Source organism: Pelosinus propionicus DSM 13327, from assembly GCF_900114615.1.
GTDB lineage: Bacteria > Bacillota > Negativicutes > DSM-13327 > DSM-13327 > Pelosinus > Pelosinus propionicus.
In genome coordinates this window covers 1-17,143 of record NZ_FOTS01000024.1, presented here as the reverse complement: position 1 = coordinate 17,143, position 17,143 = coordinate 1, and the positions used below count along the sequence as shown (strand labels likewise).

The 17,143-nt window shown below is 38.9% G+C and carries 16 protein-coding genes; 15 read left to right on the top strand and 1 reads right to left on the bottom strand.

What is annotated here, in order from left to right:
- The first annotated feature begins 55 nt into the window (after nucleotides 1-55).
- From BMZ99_RS13695 to phoU, 15 genes are all read left to right on the top strand, one after another.
- Nucleotides 56-712, top strand: coding sequence for an FHA domain-containing protein (locus BMZ99_RS13695; protein ID WP_245754965.1), 657 nt, complete (start codon nucleotides 56-58; stop codon nucleotides 710-712).
- Nucleotides 713-913: 201 nt separating this feature from the next.
- On the top strand, nucleotides 914-1,900 hold the full coding sequence (locus BMZ99_RS13690) for an HD-GYP domain-containing protein (protein ID WP_090938226.1): 987 nt from the start codon (nucleotides 914-916) through the stop codon (nucleotides 1,898-1,900).
- 138 nt (nucleotides 1,901-2,038) lie between these two features.
- Nucleotides 2,039-2,413, top strand: coding sequence for a response regulator (locus BMZ99_RS13685; protein ID WP_090938223.1), 375 nt, complete (start codon nucleotides 2,039-2,041; stop codon nucleotides 2,411-2,413).
- Nucleotides 2,414-3,280, top strand: coding sequence for a hypothetical protein (locus BMZ99_RS13680; protein ID WP_090938220.1), 867 nt, complete (start codon nucleotides 2,414-2,416; stop codon nucleotides 3,278-3,280).
- Between the two features lie 189 nt (nucleotides 3,281-3,469).
- Nucleotides 3,470-4,174: an HAD family hydrolase gene (locus tag BMZ99_RS13675; protein WP_090938217.1), complete on the top strand. Its 705-nt coding sequence runs from the start codon at nucleotides 3,470-3,472 to the stop codon at nucleotides 4,172-4,174.
- Between the two features lie 238 nt (nucleotides 4,175-4,412).
- The gene (locus BMZ99_RS13670) at nucleotides 4,413-4,802 is read left to right on the top strand and encodes a hypothetical protein (protein WP_090938215.1); all 390 of its coding nucleotides are present in this window, start codon (nucleotides 4,413-4,415) and stop codon (nucleotides 4,800-4,802) included.
- 57 nt (nucleotides 4,803-4,859) lie between these two features.
- Complete coding sequence (locus BMZ99_RS13665; protein ID WP_090938212.1) at nucleotides 4,860-5,096, top strand: anti-sigma-F factor Fin; 237 nt, start codon at nucleotides 4,860-4,862, stop codon at nucleotides 5,094-5,096.
- A gap of 162 nt (nucleotides 5,097-5,258) precedes the next feature.
- On the top strand, nucleotides 5,259-8,528 hold the full coding sequence (gene mfd / locus BMZ99_RS13660; protein ID WP_090938209.1) for a transcription-repair coupling factor: 3,270 nt from the start codon (nucleotides 5,259-5,261) through the stop codon (nucleotides 8,526-8,528).
- Between the two features lie 167 nt (nucleotides 8,529-8,695).
- Nucleotides 8,696-9,265 (top strand): stage V sporulation protein T, encoded by a 570-nt coding sequence (spoVT, locus tag BMZ99_RS13655; protein ID WP_090938206.1) that lies wholly within the window; start codon nucleotides 8,696-8,698, stop codon nucleotides 9,263-9,265.
- A 206-nt stretch (nucleotides 9,266-9,471) separates the two neighbouring features.
- A complete protein-coding gene (locus BMZ99_RS13650; protein ID WP_090938202.1) occupies nucleotides 9,472-11,073 on the top strand; it encodes a putative polysaccharide biosynthesis protein in 1,602 nt (533 codons plus the stop codon).
- Between the two features lie 38 nt (nucleotides 11,074-11,111).
- A complete protein-coding gene (gene yabN / locus BMZ99_RS13645) occupies nucleotides 11,112-12,569 on the top strand; it encodes a bifunctional methyltransferase/pyrophosphohydrolase YabN (protein ID WP_090938199.1) in 1,458 nt (485 codons plus the stop codon).
- Between the two features lie 104 nt (nucleotides 12,570-12,673).
- Nucleotides 12,674-12,949 (top strand): HU family DNA-binding protein, encoded by a 276-nt coding sequence (locus tag BMZ99_RS13640; RefSeq protein WP_017531241.1) that lies wholly within the window; start codon nucleotides 12,674-12,676, stop codon nucleotides 12,947-12,949.
- A 62-nt stretch (nucleotides 12,950-13,011) separates the two neighbouring features.
- On the top strand, nucleotides 13,012-13,707 hold the full coding sequence (locus BMZ99_RS13635; protein WP_090938193.1) for a response regulator: 696 nt from the start codon (nucleotides 13,012-13,014) through the stop codon (nucleotides 13,705-13,707).
- Between the two features lie 229 nt (nucleotides 13,708-13,936).
- The gene (gene pstB, locus BMZ99_RS13630) at nucleotides 13,937-14,692 is read left to right on the top strand and encodes a phosphate ABC transporter ATP-binding protein PstB (protein WP_090938190.1); all 756 of its coding nucleotides are present in this window, start codon (nucleotides 13,937-13,939) and stop codon (nucleotides 14,690-14,692) included.
- Between the two features lie 13 nt (nucleotides 14,693-14,705).
- Nucleotides 14,706-15,365 carry a phosphate signaling complex protein PhoU gene (gene phoU, locus BMZ99_RS13625; protein WP_090938187.1) on the top strand — a complete coding sequence of 220 codons (660 nt, stop codon included), beginning with the start codon at nucleotides 14,706-14,708 and terminating at the stop codon, nucleotides 15,363-15,365.
- A 29-nt stretch (nucleotides 15,366-15,394) separates the two neighbouring features.
- On the opposite strand, the gene BMZ99_RS13620 is transcribed toward phoU, so the two are convergent.
- Complete coding sequence (locus BMZ99_RS13620) at nucleotides 15,395-16,780, bottom strand: PhoH family protein (RefSeq protein WP_090938185.1); 1,386 nt, start codon at nucleotides 16,778-16,780, stop codon at nucleotides 15,395-15,397.
- Nucleotides 16,781-17,143 lie beyond the last annotated feature (363 nt).

Here is a 17,143-nt window from a genome sequence, read left to right as displayed (position 1 = left end):
ATAAAAGGACTGTGACTATGAAGGGGTGGTTTTGCAATTGCATGCTTGTCTTGTAGTGGAAAGAGGAGAACCTTACGAAGCGGGCAGTCGCATCGAACTTCCTAACGGCAAATTGTATCTTGGACGTTCCAGTCTTGATAGCCAGGCCGATGTGAGCTTTTCCAATCAATTGATATCTCGTAAGCATTGCTATATTTTGCAGAATGAAGAAGATATAATACTGTATGATTTAGGCAGTAAGCATGGCACAATGATAAATGGAAAAGCAATCACTCCTCATGAAAAGTATATTCTTAATAGAGGAGATACTGTCAGCTTGTCGATGGGGATTGCAGTAATCCGAATTGTCAGCGCATCTAAGAATGAAGAAACAATGGATTTAAGTCAAACGCAATTCATTTCTTTGAAAAAAGACGCTATAATTGCTGTGGACTGCGCTAAGTTGGAATGCCATATCGATGGGCAATTGGTTAACTTGACGGAAAAAGAATGGCGCTTCTTTAAACTGCTATATGATCATGCCAATACAGTAGTGACCTATGATGCAATTAGGGCGGCAGTATGGCCGGAAAGAATCCTTGGTGAAAGTACACTTCCAGATGCAGGAGTCGATGAAATCAATGTCTTAATTTACCGTGTACGAAAAAAAATGGGAAAGCGGGCTGACATGTTAAAGGCAATGCGAGCTCGTGGATATGTGATGAATTTGTAGAACCCGCAATTATGCGGGTTCTTTTGTACGTAGAAAGATTACAACGTTTTGCTGACAAAATTAATAAAATCTTAACTTGAAAGTAATAGTTAACGTTATTTTTTGTGTTATCTTTTAAATACGATATAGAATCATTATAGTTTGAACTGTATAAGTGAATCCTGTCAGTCATAAATACATTTGTATTAGGAGGAGAATTCTTTGAGTTATCTACAGCTTTCAGAAATCAAGTTTGGAATGACTCTTAATCAAGTACTGGTAAGTCCAAATGGCAATATGATTCTTGGCCAAGGGACAGTGATAAATGAGTATTTACTGTCGTGCTTAAAAGAGTGGAATATGAAAGGTATTGATGTCATTGAAGAAACTGCGATTGAAATTAATCTTGCTGAGATTGAAAAAGTGATTTCTGATATTGGAGTATCCTTAACTGATAGTGCATCAATGGAAACCCATTTGCAAAGTGCCGCTCAGATGCATTCTGAAATAGAAACAGAGTTGAAAGGAATCTTTTTACGTGCCAAATATCAGGGGAGAATACCTTTAGATCCAATTATTAGTTTGGTTAATATGAGAATTTATCCAAGGCTGTCTCGAGGGGATTCTTTTACACAACTGCATACGGATAGAGTTACTGAAAATTATCTGTACAGGCACGCATTAGATGTTGCTTTTCTTTCTGGTTATCTTGGACGCTGGCTTGGGTATGAAGATAATGAGGTATGGAATCTTACCTTAGCTGGTTTATTGCATGATATTGGGAAAACCCGAATTACATTTGAAATGTTAAGTAAGCCGAATAAACTCAACTTAGAAGAATTCAATATTGCAAAATTCCATGTGCACTACGGCTGCCAGCTGCTAGCACAGACTGGTATTATACCAAATGTAGTCTTAGATGCTGTTCTTCAGCATCATGAAAGAATGGATGGGTCAGGGCATCCTTATGGAATCAGTGGTACAGAGGTTAGTACGCTGGCCAGAATTGTTGCAGTAGCTGATGTATATGATACTCTCATTAGCAATCGCTATTACCGAAGAGGTGTTTCACCAAAAGAAGCAATTCAAATTATGAAATTCCAGATGGAAGGACAATTGGATACTCATGTTTTGGCTTGTTTAAGCGAGTCTGTGTTAAAACTTGATGGGATAAATAGAATGCCAATGTTACATGAGCTAGCAATGTAAAAATCCTGTAGTGCCGAAACACAAAGGTATGTTTTATAAAGATACTGTTGATACAAAATCTTATGTCCTTTGTGTTTCGCGGTTAAAAGGTTTAATTTTTTTAGTACACGTCAGAGCTTTTTTAAGGAGAGGATCTTTTTGCAGAAACCATTAAAGATTTTAATTAGTGACGATTCTTTATTGTTACGAAAAAAACTACGCGAAGAGTTAGAAAAACTTAGTTGTCAAGTAGTGGAAGCCAAGGATGGAGAAGAAGTAATTGAACTGTATAACCAATTTCGCCCTGACGGAGTCTTTATGGATATTGTCATGCCAAAAGCCAATGGTATTGATGCATTGAAAAAGATTAAAGAAATAGATCAAGAAGCGAGGGTCATTATGCTTTCCTCGACAGGTACTGCTGCCAATTTACTAGAGGCTCTTAAATTAGGTGCAATTGATTTTATTCAGAAACCATACAATAGTAGCCAAATCGTGAAAGCGGTAAATGACATGATTCGAAAGGAGAATTAAATGTTTAGTCAATTTTTTGCTCAATATATATTAAATCAAGGATTGTTAACACCAAGTCAAGTGCAGGAAGCTCTTGAAAGTAGACGTGCAGTGCAAGTGAAATTAGGAGTATTAGCCATTAATCAAGGATTTCTAACTGCTGAGCAAGTTGAGGAAATTCATAGTCTGCAGCAGCGGATTGATAAAAGATTTGGTGAGATAGCCTTAGATGAAGGTTATTTGTCAGAAGATCAACTGATCACTCTGCTAGACACTCAAGACAATGATCACCTCAACTTTGGTCAGACATTGGTTGATAAAGGCTACATGACGTTAAGGCAGTTGGAGAATGCCCTAGAAGAGTACAAGTTAGAAGGCAGTTTAGACCAGCAGTCTGATGCAGCCTGTATTAAAGAACAGATTCGGACGCAGTTGAAAATCCCCCAAGATGACAAGAATGTAGAATTGTATTATGATTACATATCACTTTTTCTTCGCGCTATGGTTCGTTTTTTAGATACCAGTCCTCTGCTGGCAGCAATTACTTATGAACATGATTCGAATCAATGGTTTGTTTCGCAAAGCATGACGGGAGACATCACTTTACATAGCAGTTTCACTGCTGAAGATAGCGTATTGCTGGAAGTGGCGTGCCGGTATAGTGGGGAGAAAATTTGTGAATTGGATGAGCTGGCCGTTGATAGTGCAGGAGAATTTTTAAATGTTACCAATGGTCTTTTTTGCATTAATCTTTCCAATATGGGACTTGATCTAGATTTACATCCTCAACGAGTTACAAAAGGAGCTGCTTTTAGAGGGAAATCGAATTATGCTGTGGCGATTGATACAGACTTTGGCAGAATCAATTTGGTGATGGCTGGAGCGTAATCTTAAAAGAATTATAGTGAAAAAGCAGGTGTAGATTACCTGCTTTTATTAATTGAGATAGGATGCAAGAGTTGTTTGTTTTCACCATCTTACGTTTTTGCGATAGTAAAAGAAAAAGCGTAGTATTTTTGCTTAGAGGAAAAGATACGATTAGTACGAATACTTTCTATAGCAGAGAGGAGTGACAAGATGGAGAAAAATAATGAAGGTTTAAGACATAAGGTGAAAGCGGTTATTTTTGATTTAGATGGCACATTAGTGGACAGTGAGCCTAATTACTCCAAAGCTGATGATGTATTATTGGAGGAATATGGGATACAAGCATTAAGCGAGGAAATCAAGAAGAAATATGTTGGTATTGGAACACGAGAAATGATGGAAGATATCAAAGGGATGTATGGGCTCAAGGAGTCGATTGATGTTTTAGTAGCTAAAAAAAATAAATATTACCTTGATATTGCCAAAGAAAATACGATTGTTTTTCCTGAGATGTATCGGTTTTTACAATTTCTAAAAGAAAATAACTATCCTTTAGCCATTGCTTCCGGTTCATCTCCAGAAATCATTGACATAATTTTAACCATTACGAATCTGACAGAATATTTTGATGTAATTCTATCGGCAGATGAAGTGGTAAAAGGAAAACCTGCGCCGGATGTATTTTGGGAAGCTGCCAAGCGACTGGGCGTACCCTTTGAAAGTTGTTTGGTGATGGAGGATTCAGTACATGGGGTGGAGGCAGCGAAAAGTGCTTCTATGTATTGTATGGCATTACCTTACATGATGGAGGAACCTTTTAATGACAGCTTTCTTATGGCAGATGTGTTATTTAAGCAGGGAATTATTGGATTCCGGGCAGAAGAAGCAATGGATTGGCTGCGAAAGAACAGCTAGAAATTGAGTGTTCTTGTCTTGTAATAGTAGTTAAATAGGCAGGCGGATAAAAATGTTGCATTTTTATCCGCCTATTTTTTTATCATAGAAGAGTCTTTAAGGAAAACCTTAACACGATACAGTGGAGAAGGGACTCTCTATATTCTTTGTATCTCACGGTTCAAAACTTTTAATTTGTATAAATTCGTTTTATCATGGAAATAATAGGCTCATTACGTTTGTACCTAACGAGGTAAAGATGGCTTATGTAATTGGTTGTCTGATGGCAGCACTGAGCTTTTTATTAAATAAGTTATTGTTGAAATATGTGGGGATAAAGGCAGTAATTAGCTATAGCCCAGTAGTAGAAGAAGTAACGAAGAGCCTTTGTTCCTATTATCTGGCTGCCGATATTTTAGTGACTCACGTGGTATTTGGGATGTTAGAAGCTGGTTATGACTGGTATAATGCGGCCGATGGACAAAGAGGCAAATGGGCCGCATTAGCCAGTATTGGCGGTCATACCCTATTTGGGTGTTTAACTCTTTTTGGACTATATATAAGCAGCAGTATTTGGGTTGCCATATTCATGGCAAGTTGTGTACATGTAGTGTGGAATGTTACCTTAATCCGTTTTTCGTCGTCATGATGAAATGCCACCTCTTCTTAATGTAGGAATTATAATCGAAAAGGAGGAAGCTTTTTAATGAAAATATTTTATAATTGTGCTCATTGTGGAGCTGCAATTGATGTGATTGAAGTAGATCAAGTTGATGAAGTTAAGTTTGGATTTGATTGCTTGACGGCTGAAGAGCGTCAAGATATAATAAAAGTTAATGTGAAGGAAAATACCATGCATGTTCATTCCTTATGCGATAAGTGCATAGAGGCCTTAGGATTTCATGAAAAAAAATCCGATCAACAAATTAATTTTCTACATTAAAAAATGGATTAAATCAATAAGGTTTGAAGTATAATGAAGTAATGATGCAGGGCTTTAGCAACAGCTAAAGCCCCTTTTTACCTTTTCGCTTTAGGTCTAAAAGGTTTTCTATGCATGCAATTGTACAGCGTGAAATGCTTTCTTATAATAGGAAGAGGTGCTATGAACAAATTATTTGAAATTATGAAACAAGATCCTGGGATGAAGCGGGTGATCGCCGTTTCACAATTGACTGTCAGTCAAAGCCAAATTTATGGTGTAATAGGTGTGCAAAAAAGCGCTTTATTAGCGGCGGCATATCAATCTGCTCCTAGGCCTACTGTGATCGTTACTGGAAATCATGAATCGGTAGAACAGCTGCGCGCAGATTTTGCCACACTACTCCCCGGTACCCTTGTTCTGGAACTGCCAGCTTTAGATATTATTACATTTACAGCAGTTGCAAAGGGTGTTGAATTGGCAGCACGGCGCATGGATGTCTTAGGGCGCTTGATACGAGGAGAAAATATAATCGTTTTAGCTACCCCTGAGGCAGCAATGCAGAGAGTAGTACCCCGCGAACACTTTGAAAATAATCGAATTACAATAAGTAACGGATCAGAAATGATACGTGAAGACTTGTTAGAGTCGTTAGTACGTTTTGGCTACGAAAGGGTGGATCAGGTAGAGGGACTAGGGCAGTTTAGTGCAAGAGGCGGTATTGTTGATATTTTTCCTATCAGCAGTAAAGCACCCATTCGTTTAGAGCTATTTGGTGATGAGGTAGATTCCCTGCGGGAGTTTGATCTTGCCTCACAGCGATCTATGCACGGCTTAGAGCAAGTGGATATACTTCCGTTATCTGAGATTGAAAAAAGTGGGACTCCAACAGTATTTTTATCGTATTTACCAGCGGTTTCAACCATTGTATTTGATGAAACTGCTCGTATTCGTGAACAGATGGGTAAATTGGTAAAGGAAAATCCAGAGATTAAGAAAAGCACATTTACCTGGTCCGATATCGTGGCAGCAGCAGTACGTTACAATGTGCTATACCTTTCATTAATGTTGCAAAAGATTCCTCATACCCAGCCTGATGAAATTATTAGTATTACAGCGAAAGGGATTGTACCGTTTCATCGTCAAATGGATATGCTGATTGCAGAATTGAAAAACTGCCAGGAGCATAAGTCCTATCCGATCATCTTTATGTCCAATCAAGAAAAGGCTGTATCGCTGCAGCATACCTTGACGGAGGAAGGTATTCCTGCCGTTTTTTCTGATGTCATCCATACTTTGACTGAAGGGACTGTATTAATAACAGTCGGATTACTCTCAGCGGGTTTTGAGTTACCACAAGCACATCTGCTGGTAATTGCAGAAAAAGATATTATGGGGCGCCAGAAGAAAAAACCTCGTCCCAGAGTAGGGAAAGGTCAGCAAATTGCCTATTTTCGTGATATCAAAATTGGTGATTATGTAGTACATGTCAATCATGGAATTGGTAAATATGTAGGGGTAGAAACTCTAATTGTAGGCAATGTGCATAAGGATTATCTGCATATTCGCTATGCTGGGGAAGATAAACTCTATGTTCCTACGGATCAGGTACATTTATTGCAAAAGTATATTGGTTCTGAAGGTGATGCACCTCGCTTAAATAAAATGGGCGGCAGCGATTGGCTAAAAGCAAAGGGAAAAGCAGAAAAAGCAGTCGCAGACATGGCGAAGGAGCTACTGGAGATTTACGCACAAAGAAAGGTTGCATCCGGTTTTGCCTTTGATCCTGATACGCCATGGCAAAAAGAGTTTGAGGACGCTTTTCCTTATGAGGAAACACCCGATCAGCTTAGTGCTATTATTGAAATTAAAAGTGATATGGAAAAAATCCAGCCTATGGATCGCTTGTTATGCGGTGATGTGGGGTTTGGCAAAACAGAGGTAGCCATTCGAGCTGCTTATAAGGCTGTCATGGGCGGTAAACAAGTTGCGATACTCGTACCAACAACGGTGTTAGCGCAGCAGCATTATCAGACGATTAGTGCCCGATTTGCTGGCTTTGGTCCAGTAGTAGATGTAATTAGCCGCTTTAGGAGTGCAAGAGAGCAGCGAGCGACTGTTGAAGCATTAGCCAGTGGGCAGGTAGATGTATTAATTGGAACTCACCGTATATTGCAATCGGATGTTATATTTAAAAATATTGGATTGCTCATTGTAGATGAAGAACAGCGCTTTGGCGTTAAGCAAAAAGAAAAATTGAAGAAATGGAGTGCGGGGATTGATGTATTGACATTAAGTGCAACTCCCATTCCTCGCACTTTGCATATGTCACTAGTTGGTGCAAGAGATATGAGTATCATTGAAACTCCTCCAGAGGAACGATTTCCTGTCCAAAGCTATGTCGTCGAATACAATGAAGAAGTGATGCGTGATGCCATTAAGCGGGAATTAAAGCGAGGAGGGCAGGTTTATTTTGTCTATAATCGAGTACAGAGTATTGATAAAATGCATCGCCGCTTAGCAGACATGCTGCCCGATGCTAAAATTCGTGTAGCTCATGGACAAATGCCGGAAGAAATGTTAGAACAAGCTATGCTTGATTTCTATGAAGGTACTGATGATGTATTATTATGTACAAGTATCATTGAAAACGGTCTTGATGTGCCAAATGCAAATACGATTATTGTATATGATGCCGATCATTTTGGTTTGTCTCAGTTATACCAAATGCGAGGGCGGGTAGGACGTTCTCATCGTATGGCTTTTGCTTATTTTACCTATCGCCAGGATAAAGTATTGACAGAGGTTGCGGAAAAGCGGCTGCAGGCAATAAAAGAGTTTGCAGAATTAGGAGCCGGTTTTAAAATTGCCATGCGTGATTTAGAAATCAGGGGAGCCGGTAATTTGTTAGGAGCTCAGCAGCATGGACATATTGTTAGCGTAGGTTTTGAAATGTATTGTCGTTTACTGGATGAAGCCGTACAGCAGTTAAAGACAGGGCAAACCTTAGAAGTACCTGTTGAACCTGTGCTGGAATTTAATATAGATGCCTATATAAGTGGCGACTATATTAGTGATGCTATGCATAAAATTGAAATATACCAGCGGATTGCTGCCTGCAGAAATGAAAAACATATTTCTGATCTTGTGGATGAATTAATTGATCGTTTTGGGGAACCGCCTAATTGTGTATTAAATTTGCTCGATGTAGTGAAGATTAAAAATCTATCCAGGACCATTGGTATTCGTTCTGTAATCCAACACCCTAATTATGTAGAAGTTACATTCATTGATAAACCAAATGTTAAACCTGAACAGATCATGGCTTTGAAAGAGGCATTTCCTGCCCGTGTTATGATTTACCCTGAAGGTATTCGGCTTAAGACTGTACAAATTAGCAATGAGAAATTACTAAATTGGTTAGGAAAAGTTTTTGCGACATTGGTTGCTTGAGATGTAAAGAAGGTAATCCTGTGATCCCTAAATACAAATGATATTTTTGTATTATATACCTGTTTTTAGAAATTTTTAGGCATCATGTCTGTGAATAAAAATGTCTCGTTAGATATATACTATCACTGAAATCAGATGTCAAAAACTGTAGAAAAGGGGGGATACTGGTGAAAGCCACTGGAATTGTAAGAAGAATTGATGACTTAGGCAGAGTTGTAATACCTAAAGAAATTAGGCGAACACTTAGGATTCGCGAAGGTGATCCATTGGAGATATATGTTGATCGAGAAGGAGAAGTGATCTTAAAAAAATATTCTCCAGTAAGCGAACTAGGTGATTTTGCAAAGGAATATGCCGATTCGTTATATGAGGCAGTCGGCCATATCATCTTAATAGCAGACAGAGATACGATAGTTGCTGTCGCTGGTTCTTCGAAGAAAGAGTTTATGAATAAACCGTTAGGATCAGCTCTGGAGAAAGTTATGGAAGATCGTAAAGCGGTTCTATTGAACAATCTTGCAGAAGCCAAGGGATCTAAGGGCTCAATTATTGACTCTGGTGATGAAGAAGAGGTATCGAAATTTACTGCTGAAGTTATTGCACCTATTATTGTAGAGGGAACCTCCATTGGTGCAGTGGTTATTTGTACGAAGCAGCAAGGTGTGCAGATGAGTGAAATGGAAGTGAAATTAGCAGAGACTGCTGCAGGATTTTTAGCAAAACAAATGACCACATAATATGAAGTTGTGAAAAGTAGCGGACGCAGATTCGCTACTTTTTTGTTAGAATCTAAAATATAGTGCTATAAAATTAGCAATTTACTTTTTCTTGCTTTCTTATGGATGAACTTTTATAAAGATGTATTAGCAGTAAATGTATTTTGCGATAATATAATGCCCGCCTCCTGAATAAGTAGTAATAGAATGCTTTAGGAGGAAATTATGTGAGTAAAGATACATTTTTAAAAGGGGCATTCATTTTAACCCTTGCTGGTGTTGTAGTAAAAATAATTGGTTCAGTAAATCGTATTCTTCTCTCTCGTTTATTAGGCGGCGAAGGAATTGGATTATACCAGATGGCATATCCAATTTATTTATTAGCCTTGAGTATCTCCTCTGCCGGAATTCCGGTAGCTATTTCTATTATTGTTGCTGAGAAAGTAGCCTTAGCTGATTTTCGCGGTGCAAATCGAGTATTTCGGATTTCGTTAGGTTTATTAACGATAACGGGAATTGTATTTACATTTTTATTATATTTTGGTGCTGGATGGTTGGTTGAAAATCAATTTGTACGAGATCCTCGTGCATATTATGCGATTGCTGCTTTGGCTCCTGCCATATTTTTTGTTACGATTTTATCTAGCTATCGTGGTTATTTTCAAGGATTGCAAATGATGACACCTACAGCTGTATCACAAATATTTGAACAGTTGGTCCGAGTCGTAACCATGGTATTTTTAGCTTTTTACCTATTACCACTAGGTCTTGAATATGCAGCTGCTGGCGCCAGTTTTGGTGCAGGGCCTGGTGCGTTAGCCGGCTTATTGGTATTAATGTATTACTATTGGCGGTATGGTACTGCGTTAAATGCAAAAATAGCGATGCAGCCGATTATAAAACAAGAGGCAAGCGGAAAAATTATTTTGCGCATTATAAAATTGGCTCTGCCTGTATCACTGGCAAATATTATGCTGCCAATCGTGTCCAGTATAGACTTATTAATTGTACCAGCACGATTAGAAAACGCTGGATATACAGTCGGCCAGGCAACTGAATTATTTGGATACCTGACAGGCATGGCAATTGCTCTTATCAATGTTCCCACTATATTGACAGGGTCATTGGCATCTAGTCTGGTTCCTGCTGTATCCGAAGCTTTTACCCTGAGAGATCATAAGCGAATCTGTCAGCGCACAGCTATGGCAATGCGTTTTGCCAATTTAATTACCATACCCAGTTTTGTAGGGATGTGTCTGCTGGCTACACCCATATCACAAATGCTGTATGGTACGCCCAATGCCGGAGTACCAATTGCCATATTATCAGGTGGGGTTATTATGCTGGGGATGCATCAGATTACAACCGGAGTATTGCAGGGATTAGGATATACAGCCATTCCTCTTATTAATATGACAATCTCTGCTGCTGTAAAAATTGTTATGAGCTGGACATTAACAGCAATACCAGCTTTTGGGATAAAAGGTGCTGCGTGGGCTACAAATGTTGATTTTGCCTTGGCTGCTCTTTTAAATATGTATTTTGTATATCGCTATGTAGGATTTAGAATTAATGCACAAGATACAATAAAGGCGATTACAGCAGCCATTATCATGGGCGCTATAGTTTTGTTAACTTATGATGCAGTAATGTTAAAAACCTTGCATAATACAATGGCAACCTTGGTTTCTGTATGTATAGGTGGTATAGTATACAGTATTGTTCTTTTACTATTAGGAGGTATTGAGCAGCAGGATATCGAAAAACTACCTAAAATAGGTAGCAAACTAGCTCATTTATTAGGTAAAATAGGTATATTACGAAAATAATAAAATTTTTATTTTAATTATGAATATGAGGCGATAATGTGGGAGAAATTACAATTGTAGGATTAGGACCTGGTTCTTTTGGTCTCATCACCGTTGAGACCTTAGAATTATTAAAGACTGCAGAAGAATTGCTTTTGCGTACTGCAAAGCATCCAACCGTAGAAGCAATGATGGAACGTGGTATTGCATTTACTAGCTTTGACTATGTTTATGAGGAGAAGACGTCTTTTGAGGAAGTTTACGAGACGATTGCTCATGAATGTTTACGTCAGGCAGCACTGGGGAAGAGGGTAGTATATGCTGTACCAGGCAGCCCTCTTGTAGCAGAGAAAACTGTGATGCTAATTCGAGAATTGGCGGGCAGACAAGGAATTGCTGTTAGGATTTTGCCAGGAATGAGTTTTCTGGAGGTCTTGTATACAAGACTTGCTATAGATCCTATTGAGGGCATTACAGTATTGGATGCCGCTGATTTGGCATCCATGCCTCCGGAGCTAATGACTGCTTTAGTGGTAACACAAGTCTATAATCATTACGTTGCTTCAGAAGCTAAACTAGCGTTAATGGAATATTACCCTGATGATTTTGAAGTGATTGTTGTGAAAAATTTGGGATTGCCAGATGAACAGTTATTAACAGTACCTCTGTTTGAACTGGATAGGGTGCAGGGAATTGATCATCTTACCAGTGTATATGTACCGCGACGCAGTACTGCAATGAACCACTTTTCTTTAAATCCTATACTTGATGTGATGGCGAAGCTTCGCTCGAATGAAGGATGTGTATGGGATATTGAGCAAACTAACTCCAGTCTTAGAAGGTATATTGTGGAGGAGGTTTATGAAGTCCTAGAGGCCATTGATTTGCAGCAAGGAAAATTATTATGTGAAGAGCTAGGCGATTTGTTATTACAGATTGTATTTCATGCCCGCATTGCAGAAGAATCCAAGGTATTTACTATGCAGCAGGTGATTGATGGCATTACAGAGAAAATGATACGTCGCCATCCTCATGTATTTGGTGATACAAGCGTTCGAGATGCAGGCGAGGTGGTATTGAACTGGGACGCGATAAAAAAACTGGAGCACGGGAATGAGAGACCGTCTGTGCTGGATGGCATACCGAAAGGATTGCCTAGTCTTATGAGGGCTTACAAATTGCAGGCAAAAGCTGCTAAAGTCGGATTTGACTGGGATAGGATTGAGCCTGTATGGGACAAAATATATGAAGAATTAAACGAACTCAAAGATGCCTGTACACAAGGACAAGCCACTGACATGGAAGCTGAGCTAGGAGATGTATTATTTTCAATTGTGAATTTGGCGAGATTTCTAAAAATTGATGGTGAAGTTGCCCTAAATACCACGAATAATAAGTTCCGCCGTAGGTTTATGTATATTGAAACCATAATGAAGGAAAAGAATCTAAAATGGGAAAATATGTCAGTCAAGCAGCTTGATTTCCTCTGGGAAGAGGCGAAAAGTAACAAAATATAAAGAATTTGGGATATTTTTAGTATTTTTTTAAAATCTAGACAGGAATAAAAAAAATGATAGCGAATAAGCTATTCGTAACGATTTTTCATAAGGAGGCTAATTTTGTGAATAAAACTGAATTAATAGCAAGTGTTGCAGAAAAAGCGGGTTTGACTAAGAAGGATGCTGAGAAAGCAATCAATGCTTTATTTGTTAGTGTTGAGGAAGCTTTAGCACAACAAGATAAAGTCCAAATCATTGGCTTTGGTACTTTTGAAGTAAAAACACGTGAAGAAAGAAAAGGCCGCAACCCACAAACAGGCGCTGAAATTACAATTCCAGCATCGAAAAACCCAGTTTTCAAAGCTGGTAAAGGCTTAAAAGACGTAGTAAATAAATAAATTAATTATAAATAAAAACCAGGTTAATATAACCTGGTTTTTATTTTAAGGAAGTGAAGAATATGATAAACAACATATTGGTAGTTGATGATGAGCCTTCAATTATTGAGCTACTTGAGTTTAACTTGCAAAAGGCAGGTTATCACGTCCTTAAAGCAGAGAATGGGCATGAGGCATTACAGTTGGTTAGAGCCAATAAGCCAGATTTAATTATACTGGATCTAATGATCCCCGGTATTGATGGTATAGAAGTATGCCGTAGATTGAAAGGACAGCAGGAAACAGCTGGGATTCCCATTATTATGCTGACAGCCAGAAATGAAGAAGTAGACAAAATCGTGGGATTAGAATTAGGTGCAGATGATTATATGACAAAACCTTTTAGTCCTCGGGAGCTTATGGCTCGCATAAAAGCGGTACTTAGGAGGAGTCATAAGGACAGTGCACAGCACGACGGCGAATTGGTCATTGGAAAACTACGATTGAATTTTTCCAGTTATACGGCGTATTTGGATCAAGAAAAGTTAGAACTTACTCCGAAAGAATATGAATTATTGAAATTATTTATTACAAATGTAGGCAGAGCTTATACACGTGAGCAATTGCTGGAAAAGGTCTGGGGTTATGAATATTTTGGAGATACTCGTACGGTAGATGTGCATGTACGCCATCTTAGAGCAAAAATGGCGGCTGAGCCAAAAGTGGCAGAGGCAATTGAAACGGTTCGGGGAGTTGGCTACCGCTTTAGTGAAATTTAACAAAAACATAATAATTGCATAATAATAAACGCCTGCATTTTGTGGTATATTTTCTATATCAATATTTATCTGATGACTCAGTTATTTGAAGATTTCTATATTTGGCATGGAGATCTTAGCATTGCAATACCCTGTAGATAAATTAGACTTAATTAAGGTAGAGTTACCATTCTGTCTAAAGAAGTCTTAGTGTATATGAAGAATTGCCCGAAATGGTAGGAGGATATCTATGGATTATAAAATTCATGTGAATAAGCTAAAGTTATACTATGGAGATGCGTTGGCATTAAAGAAAATTTCTCTTGGTGTGGAAAAAAACAGTCTACTAGCCTTGATTGGACCTTCAGGCTGTGGCAAGTCCACTTTTATTAAGACATTAAATCGTATGAATGATTTAATTGCCAATGTAAGAATAGAAGGGGAAGTCTTGTTAGATGGAGTGAATATATATCATCCTGATACAGACGTGGTGCTGCTTAGAAAACGAGTGGGTATGGTTTTCCAAAGGCCTAATCCATTTCCCATGTCGATCTATGACAACATTGCATACGGTCCCCGCATTCATGGTATTACTAAAAAATCACAGCTGGATGAACTGGTAGAAAAGAGCCTGAAGGGTGCCGCACTTTGGGAAGAAGTACGAGATCGCCTCCAAAGCTCAGCTATGGGCATGTCAGGTGGACAGCAACAACGTTTATGTATTGCAAGATTATTGGCAATCGAACCGGAAGTACTGTTAATGGACGAACCTTGTTCAGCACTTGATCCTATATCGACCATGAAAATTGAAGAATTGCTTTCGGAATTAAAACAGAGATATACTATTGTTATGGTTACTCATAACATGCAGCAGGCTGCTAGGGTATCTGATTATACGGCATTCTTTTTGAATGGTGATCTAGTGGAGCATGATCAAACAGATGTCATATTTACAAGACCCCAGGATAAACGCACAGAAGACTATATTACTGGACGATTCGGATAATGGAGGCGAGGATATGACGGTCACCAGACAAAATTATGATCAAGAGTTAGAAGAGTTGCGCAAAGATATTCTAGAAATGGGCACTCGGGTTGAACTGGCTATTGGGCAAGCTGTAGCTTCTTTGACGACCCAGGATATAGAAATGGCTAAGCATGTAATGGCTGGTGATGATTACATTGATGCTATGGAAAGCAGTATCGAAGATAAATGTATGGTACTCATTGCAAGACAGCAGCCTTTAGCAAGGGACTTACGAATTATCGGTACGGGTCTTAAAATTACCACAGACTTAGAGCGAGTGGGGGACCATGCTTTTGACATTGCGAAAATTGCCTTAGGTATTGCTGAACAGTCACTGATTAAACCGTTGGTAGATATCCCTAGAATGTCTGCTATGGCACAAAAAATGTTACGAGATTCCTTGGTTGCTTATATAAATCTTGATATTGCTTTAGCCGAAAAAGTCTGTGCTGCAGATGATGAAGTAGATGATATCTATCATCAAACCTTTCGTGAACTTTTAACGTATATGATGGAAGATCCGCGCAATATTACACAGGCAACCCAGTTATTATTTGTAGCACGCTATTTAGAGAGGGTTGCTGATCATGCTACCAATATTGGAGAATGGGTTATTTACTTAGAAACAGGACAACGAATGCGCAAAAAATAAACTGCCAAATCGGCAGTTTATTTTTTATGTTATAGCCTGATGGCTGCTTCGGCAGCTAACGGTGAGCGTTCGCATTCATCGTGCTGCAGAGTTACTTGGAAACAAAGCTTCGATCCTCGCATTTTTTCGCTGGCATACACCAAACCATTGGACTGGCTATCTAAGTATGGATGGTCAATTTGGGCTGGATCTCCCAAGAGAATAATCTTGGTACCTAACCCTGGGCGAGTGATCACTCCTTTGGCTTGACGGGGGGTAGCATTCTGCATTTCATCAAAAATAACCCAGTATTTTTGTAATGAGCGGCCTCGCTGAAAGGCGAGTGCCTCTGTTTGAATGGTATGCTTGTCAAATAAAAGTTGAACTGTATCTTCTGCTTGTATTAGGTCTTTACTATCATCGAGTGTATTTCCATTCATCAGGGTAAACAGATTATCTCTGATACCTCTCATGAAAGGACTTACCTTATCGACTTCTGATCCAGGAAGAAAACCAATATCTTCATCCATAGGAACGTTAGGACGACAAATCAGTATGTGATTGTAATCTCTTGGGCGGCACTCAAAGTGCTGATGTAGGCCTACAGCTAGGGAATAAAAGGTTTTAGCTGTACCGGCTGGACCTTTAATAATGACTAAAGGGGCTTCACTGGCACTCATCATAAGACATTCTTGCATGAAAATCTGACCGACGTTGCGTGGAATAACGCCAAAGGGGTTGTGGTGCTGATAACGTAGATGGACGATCTTTCCACCGTCAAAGCGGCCTAAAGCTGTATGACGGTCATTATCTGTAGAACGGATCAGAAAAAATTGGTTGGTTTCTAAAGGTGCATTTACCAATATATGAGCATTTTCATCGTAAGTGAATAAAAAGGCAGGATCAATGGTATTTAAAACATTTTCATGAAAGCGATTAATGACTTCTGATGAGGTATAAATAGTTCCTCGGCCAGTGTATTGTTCCTCGATACGGGCTACTTTTTCATTGCGGAAATCTTCAGCATGAATCGTAAGAATAGTTGCTTTTACACGCATATTGGTATCGCGACTAACTAAAATCGGGTAATGATTACTTTCCGAGAGTCCTTTACATACTTGTAAAATACGGTTATCGGGCTTGCTTTTTGGCCAATTAGCAGGAATTTTAGCATCCAGATGATTGGTCTCAATTCGTAATATGCCGCCTTGATTATTTAAGGGGACTCCTTTTAGTAAATTACCCGTAGCCCGTAGATTGTCAATGATACGGCTGACTTGGCGGCTATTAGCACCCCGTTCGCTGCTTTCCGATTTGAAACGATCCAGCTCTTCCAGAACTACTTCGGGAATGATTACAGTGTGCTCGTTGAACGTAAATATTGCGTTAGGGGAATGTAGGAGTACATTAGTATCAATAACGTAACATTTATTCAATGTAATCCTCCTCGTATAATAAGTTTTGTAAGCAACAATCCGCCGTTGTTTACAAAACTTATTTTATTTTTTCAACACGTAAAGGAACCCCTTGATGCTAAAATATTTGTAAGAGAATTTAGCAAAGGTAACGTCTTATCCTCCTTGCGAAACCTTTTGGTTATTGCTTATAAAGCTTGACGCCTGCCTTATTCATCAAATACCGCTAACACAGATGTTGCGTCTCTGGGCGAAAGGTATCCAGCAAAATGACTTTCACAGATGAATGCTTATTATGCGAGGCTGCGGTCAGTGAATAAGATCAGGGTATTCCTTTTCTATCTTTCTTATTCTCAGCCAGAAAGGTGGTGAGATTTCTATGAA

Bases quoted from the DNA above. Each gene is read 5' to 3' on its own strand.
- BMZ99_RS13680 (WP_090938220.1), top strand. From the start codon at position 2,414: ATGTTTAGTCAATTTTTTGCTCAATATATATTAAATCAAGGATTGTTA.
- BMZ99_RS13675 (WP_090938217.1), top strand. From the start codon at position 3,470: ATGGAGAAAAATAATGAAGGTTTAAGACATAAGGTGAAAGCGGTTATT.
- mfd (WP_090938209.1), top strand. From the start codon at position 5,259: ATGAACAAATTATTTGAAATTATGAAACAAGATCCTGGGATGAAGCGG.
- BMZ99_RS13670 (WP_090938215.1), top strand. From the start codon at position 4,413: ATGGCTTATGTAATTGGTTGTCTGATGGCAGCACTGAGCTTTTTATTA.
- phoU (WP_090938187.1), top strand. From the start codon at position 14,706: ATGACGGTCACCAGACAAAATTATGATCAAGAGTTAGAAGAGTTGCGC.
- pstB (WP_090938190.1), top strand. From the start codon at position 13,937: ATGGATTATAAAATTCATGTGAATAAGCTAAAGTTATACTATGGAGAT.
- BMZ99_RS13635 (WP_090938193.1), top strand. From the start codon at position 13,012: ATGATAAACAACATATTGGTAGTTGATGATGAGCCTTCAATTATTGAG.
- BMZ99_RS13665 (WP_090938212.1), top strand. From the start codon at position 4,860: ATGAAAATATTTTATAATTGTGCTCATTGTGGAGCTGCAATTGATGTG.